Annotated in this window: 7 protein-coding genes; all 7 read right to left on the bottom strand. The window is 62.5% G+C overall.

What is annotated here, in order from left to right; translation table 11 throughout:
- On the bottom strand, positions 1-442 hold a 442-nt coding region (locus NKH01_RS34780; protein WP_502912718.1), incomplete at its 3' end, for a thiamine pyrophosphate-binding protein.
- A 19-nt stretch (positions 443-461) separates the two neighbouring features.
- Positions 462-1,214: an SDR family NAD(P)-dependent oxidoreductase gene (locus NKH01_RS34775; RefSeq protein WP_353024699.1), complete on the bottom strand. Its 753-nt coding sequence runs from the start codon at positions 1,212-1,214 to the stop codon at positions 462-464.
- A 39-nt stretch (positions 1,215-1,253) separates the two neighbouring features.
- Positions 1,254-2,147, bottom strand: coding sequence for an amidohydrolase family protein (locus NKH01_RS34770; RefSeq protein WP_353024698.1), 894 nt, complete (start codon positions 2,145-2,147; stop codon positions 1,254-1,256).
- 63 nt (positions 2,148-2,210) lie between these two features.
- Positions 2,211-3,173 carry a substrate-binding domain-containing protein gene (locus NKH01_RS34765; RefSeq protein ID WP_353024697.1) on the bottom strand — a complete coding sequence of 321 codons (963 nt, stop codon included), beginning with the start codon at positions 3,171-3,173 and terminating at the stop codon, positions 2,211-2,213.
- A 22-nt stretch (positions 3,174-3,195) separates the two neighbouring features.
- Entirely contained in the window at positions 3,196-4,200 is a 1,005-nt protein-coding gene (locus tag NKH01_RS34760; protein ID WP_353024696.1) for an ABC transporter permease, read from the bottom strand.
- On the bottom strand, positions 4,197-5,249 hold the full coding sequence (locus tag NKH01_RS34755) for a sugar ABC transporter ATP-binding protein (protein ID WP_353024700.1): 1,053 nt from the start codon (positions 5,247-5,249) through the stop codon (positions 4,197-4,199). Before NKH01_RS34755 ends, NKH01_RS34760 begins: the two co-directional genes overlap by 4 nt.
- On the bottom strand, positions 5,173-5,789 hold a 617-nt coding region (locus NKH01_RS34750; RefSeq protein ID WP_353024695.1), incomplete at its 5' end, for an ATP-binding cassette domain-containing protein. The genes NKH01_RS34755 and NKH01_RS34750, both read right to left, overlap by 77 nt.

Genomic DNA, 5,789 nt, shown 5'->3' with positions numbered 1-5,789 from the left:
AAAGATTGTAGACGAAACTGTCGCTTCGCTTGCGCGTCAGCCCCATGCACATGCCAACGGCAATGCCAAGGCCGTGACCGAGCGACCCGCCGGTGATCTCCATGCCGGGCGTGTATGGCGCCATGCCGGACATCGGCATACGGCTATCGTCGCTGCCATAGGTCTCGAGCTCTTCCTCCGGTAGCACGCCCGCTTCGATCAGCGCCGCGTAGAGCGCGATGGCGTAGTGTCCGATCGACAGCAGGAAGCGGTCGCGTCCCTCCCACAGCGTGTCGTCCGGCCGGTAGTGAAGCGCATGGAAATAGGCGACGGCAAGCACGTCGGCGATACCCAGCGCCTGTCCGACGTAACCTTGGCCCTGGACTTGACCCATCCGGACGGCATATCGGCGGATACGATAGGCTCGTTCGGCCAGGCTGACATTGCTGCCGGCGCGAGGCATCTCAAGATCCGGTGTCCTCTCAGCCATGGATCAGCATCCCACCGTTGACGTCGATCACGGCGCCGGTGATGTAGCTGGCCAGATCGGACGCCAGAAAGAGATAGGCGCCGGCGACGTCGCGTGCGTCGCCCAGCCGGCTGAGCGGGATTCCCTTGATGATGTCGGCGCGCATGGCGTCGGTCAGTTTGCCCCCAGTGATGTCGGTCTGGATCAGGCCCGGTGTGACACAGTTTACGCGGATGCCTTCGGGACCGAATTCGCGCGCCATGGCCTTGGCAAGCCCGAGCACGCCGGCCTTGGCAGCCGAATAATGCGGGCCGCCGAAGATGCCGCCGCCGCGTTGCGCGGAAACCGACGACATGCAGATGATCGACCCACCGCCATTTTCGCGCATGTTCGGGATGAATGCCTGGCTGAGATAGAGCACGCCGCGTAGGTTGACATCGAGCATGCGGTCCCAGTCAGCCGGGCCGATATCCAGTGTCTTTGCGGGCTGCGTGATCCCGGCAATGTTGCACAGCACGTCGACCTTGCCGAAGGCTTCGGCCACTTCGGCAGCAGCCCTCTTGCACGCATCGAGGTCGGCGACGTTACAGGCGAGGCCAATGTGCTCGGGCCCAAGCGACTCGGCGGCGTCACGGGCCTGTTGCTCATCGAGGTCAAGAATAGCAATGCGCGCGCCTTGCTCCGCCATCAGCGTTGCCGTGGAGCGGCCAATTCCGCGGGGGCTCGCGGCCCCCGAAATCACCGCGGCCTTGCCCTTCAGCAACATGTCAAAGTCTCCTGCTATTTAAGTGTCCTGGCGAATGATCTAGAGGCGGTAGTACCGGGCGGCGTTGTCATGGAACAGCGCAAGCCGCTCCTCATGGGGGTAGCCTCGCGTGATTTCCTTGAAGGCGTTCACGATCGCATCGAAGCTTGAGAACAACTTGTCGACCGGGAAGTTCGTCGCAAACATGCTGCGGTCGACGCCGAACGCGGCGATCGCTTCCTCGACATAGGGACGGATCGATGCAGTGGTCCATCGCCAGTCGCCCATGCCGAGACCGGAGATCTTGCAGGCGACGTTCGGCGCTTGCGCCAACTGGTGCATGCCTTTTTTCCAGGCGCCAAAATGCTCGGCGCCGTCGACCTGCATGCCGGTGTGATTGAGAATGATCTGGACGTCGGGAAAGTCGCGCGCGAGTTCGAGGAACTCGCCCATCTGGGGATAGTAGAGCTGCAGGTCGAAGCTCAGCCGTCGCTTCGCCAGCTCCCGGAAACCACGCCGCCATTCGGGTGTCCGGCTCACCTCCGGCCGCGCCTGATATGTCTTAGCGGCGTCGGGATGGTAGTTCATCGACTGCCGAATGCCGCGGAAGTTCTGATGTTCCATGTGGCGGTCGAGGAGCTCGCCAACATCGGGTCTAGACAGGTCGGCATAGCCGACGATGCCATGCGGAAACCCCCGCTTGTCGGCGATCTCCTGCAGCCAGCGCGTCTCCCCAACCGGATCGCTGGGATCGAACCCCACATCCAGGTGCACCGATTTTACGAGGTTCTGGTTCTTGCCGTCCTCAAGATAGTCCTCGAGAAGGTAACTTTTTCGGATCGCCTCGTAGTCACCGAAGGCTGACGGCTTAACCCCGTCGGTCAGCCACGGATAAAAATTGGTCTCCAGATCCCACAAATGATGGTGCGGATCGATGAGCGGCAGCTCGGCCACGGTCGGGATTCCTTGCTTGAGGTCTGGACCGCCGGCCAAGCCGGCGGGTCCATTGGGTGGCGGTCAGTTGCTCGGGGGAAAGACGCGGGCGATGACCTTCTTGGCCTCGGGACTATCAACCTTGTCGGCCGTAACAAGAGGCATGACCAAGGCCAGATCCTGGGTCACCGCCGCGCCCGTCAGTGCGTTGTAGACCTGTTGAGTTCCGTCGATGCCTTGGCCTACTGCCTCCTGGAAGAAGATGCCCTGGAGCGCTCCCTTCTTGAGCAGCGCGATCGTGGTCGGCGAGCCGTCGGCCACGGTGATGCCGATCTTGCCGGTGAGGCCCCGGGTCTCGACCACCTTGGCGGCGCCGGTGCCGGCTTCGTCATACATGCCGTAGATGGCCTTGATGTCGGGATTGGCGGTCAAGAGGTCGTTTGCCTGGGTGACGGCCTCGTTGATCGTCAGACCCCGCGTTTCCAGCATCTGGACGAGGTCGCAGCCGTCGGCGGCAAACGCCTCCTTGGCGCCCTTGAGGTATTTCTGTGCATTCTCCCGGTCCTGCGGCAGCGACAGCATGCCAACCTTGTTGCCGCCACGCTCCTTGGCAAGCTCGCAGGTGAATTTCCCCTGCGCCTTGCCGGTCTCATAGTTGTTCGCGGTGACCGAGGACGTATAGTTGGTGAGGCCCGGTTGCGGCCCGATGCCGGCAAAGGCGATCGGCACTTTCTGCTTCGCCAGATAGTCGAGCAGCGGCGGTGTCGAGGTCGAGCTGACGGGGGCGATCACGATGGCCGCGACGCCTTTGGTCACGGCGGTCCGCGCATTGTCCATCTGCTTGGCGGGTGAGTTTTCCGAAGTGTACTCGACATAATCCATGCCGAGTTCCTTGGCCTTCTCCTTCACGCCGTACCCGACCCATTGCCAGTAGGAGATGTCCAGCGACGGGGCGATGTAAGCGACGGTCTTTTTGTCCTGCGCGTATGATGCGCTGGACAAGGCGGCCGCCGCCAATGCTGCAAGTAGTATGGTCTTCAACTTCATCTTGGTTCCTCCCGTTGATGATCTAGAGTCGGTTCTTGCTGCTGAAGCGGTCGATCAGAACCGCGAGCAGGATCGCGGCGCCGGTGACGGAGCCTTGCCAGAAGCTGTTCACGCCAATGAGGTTCACGCCGTTCTGGATGCAGGTGATCATCAGAGCGCCCAGCATGGCGCCGATCGCGCTCCCAGTTCCGCCAAATAGGCTGGCCCCTCCAATGACGACGGCGGCGATTGCCTGCAGCATCAGGCTGGCGCCGGCAGTGGCTTCGGCGTTAAGGATGTAGCTTACGGTCAACAGCCCGGCGAAAGAGGCGAGCAGGCCCGAAGCGACATAGGCAGCAAACTTGATGCGCAGAACCGGAATGCCGAGCAGCCGGGCAGCAATTGCCGACGAGCCGACGGCAAAGAACCAGCGTCCGAGCACGACCTTGCGCAGGACGTATTCCAGCGCGATCATCAATATGATGCAGAACAGAAGATGGTTGGGGACGCCCGGGATAATCTCGCCGGAATTCAGGAGCCAGAAATCCGGCGCGCCGATCGGCATCGAACGACCATTCGTGACGATGAAGGCCAGACTGCCCGCCACCGCGTAGGTGATGAGCGTGACGACGAAAGGCGCGAGCCCAACGACCGTGACCAGAAGACCATTGATCGAGCCGAAGACAAGGCCGACGGCCAGGCCGGCAGCACTGGCGGTCAGTCCGTCGGCGCCACTGGCCATCGCCAGCGCGGTCACCATACCGGTCAAGGAAAAGACTGAACCGACCGAAAGATCGATGCCGCCGGCGACCACGACCAGCAAAACACCGAGTGACATGATGATGAGGGGCGCGGCGGCCTGGATGATGTTTTGCAAATTGCCCATGCTGAGTGCAGCGGGCACGAACATGCCGACGGCCAGCAGCAGGACGACGATTGCGGCGGCAATCGCGCCTTCCGTTCGGTAGCACAAAAGAACTGCTGGGACGCGCGAGTTGGTGGTCCGGAGTTTGTCGGTGGTCGTGGTGCCGTTGCTCGCGTCGGTCATGCCGCCATCCCCGTCAGTTCGGCGAGCCCGTCTTCGGTGTAGTGCTCTTCAGGCAGGAATCCCTTCGGTTGCCCATCAGTGTCAAAGGCGAAAATGGCGTCGCAAAGCTCGAGCAGTTCGACGTTCTCGGTCGACCACCAGATGATGATCGCGCCAGCGTCGGCCATCTCCCGGATCAAACCGTAAATGTCATGCTTGGTGCCGATGTCGACGCCACGCGTCGGCTCTTCCAGCACCACCATCCGGAGCGGCAGCCCAAGCCACCGTGCGACGAGAAGCTTCTGCTGGTTGCCGCCGGACAAGGAGGCCGGCAGGTCCCAGATCGAGCTGGCTTTCAACTTCAGCGCTGAAACGAGATCGTGACATTCCTGCCGCTCGGCTGCGGCTACGATCCGCCGCCTCTCGCGAACCCTGCGTGCTGCAAGCACGTTATCGACGATGGGCAGCTGCGAAAGGATCCCCTTGGTTGCTCGGTCGCCAGAAACAAAGCCGATACCGGCCCGCGCCGCTGCTGCTGGGGACGAGAAACGGTCCCCAAAGCCCCCGCCCGAAAGGCGCCAGCCAGCTCCGGGTCCGGCGCCCACCAGGGGAGCAATGAGGCCGGTCGGGCCCGCGGGTGCGCCGGCCAGTCCCAGGATGGTGCCCGACGACATCGCGATCCTGACGCCGCCGGGGCCCAGCAGCTCGATCGGTGCGCTCTGTCGGAGGCCCTTTTGCAGTTTGCGGTGGGTTGCTGGACGCTGCGCGGGTTGTCCCATCTGCTGGACGATTTTGGCGTCGCTGAGCGATGCAAGCGGCGTGGCATTCGCGATCGTGACGCCATCGCGCAAGATCGTGCAGACATCGCAGAGCGCGCGGATTTCCCGCATACGGTGAGAAACAAAGACGATACCAATGCCTTCTTCTCGCACCAGCCGCTTTAGCACCGCGAAGAGTTTGACCGTCTCGCCGGCTGTCAGGTTGGCGGTGGGCTCATCGAGAAGCAGCACTTCCGCTCCGGTCGAAAGTGCGCGGGCGATCTCGACGATCTGGCCTTCGTGGAGGGACAATTTGCGAGCCGGCCGATCGATGATCTCTTCGCCGATCGCGGGGTCGATCAGGCGTAGCGCACCAAACGCGATTTCCCGCATGCAGCGACGGCTGATCTGCGACCAGCCCGACCTCGCATGCACAATGCCGATGTTTTCCGACCGACAGCTCGGGCAACAGCGCCAGCTCCTGATGCACCACCGCGATGATCGGGCTGGTGTGGCCGGCCTTCGACGAGGCGAAGCCAATCTCGCCGGCATCGCGTGAGATCAGCCCGGTGACGATGCGGATCAGGGTGCTTTTGCCGGCGCCGTTGCCGCCCAGGAGCGCGTGGATTTCGTCGGCCCGGACCTGAAAACTCACGCCCCGAAGGACCCGTGTTGCGCCGTAGTTCTTCTCGACATTGGAAGCCTCGATCAGGGGCTTCCGGGTCAACGGCTGTCCGACTACCGGCACATTGCCGGCACTACCCAACCTTTGGGTTGAACTCGGCTCCATCCTGTATCTCCTTCCGGGACCACTGTGCGACCGATTGACATTCGGCTCAATTTTCGTTTCTT

The sequence above is a fragment of the Mesorhizobium sp. M1403 genome, assembly GCF_040317695.1.
Classification (GTDB): domain Bacteria; phylum Pseudomonadota; class Alphaproteobacteria; order Rhizobiales; family Rhizobiaceae; genus Mesorhizobium.
The sequence above is the reverse complement of the archived record's forward strand: the minus strand, read 5'-3'. Positions and strand labels throughout refer to the sequence as shown.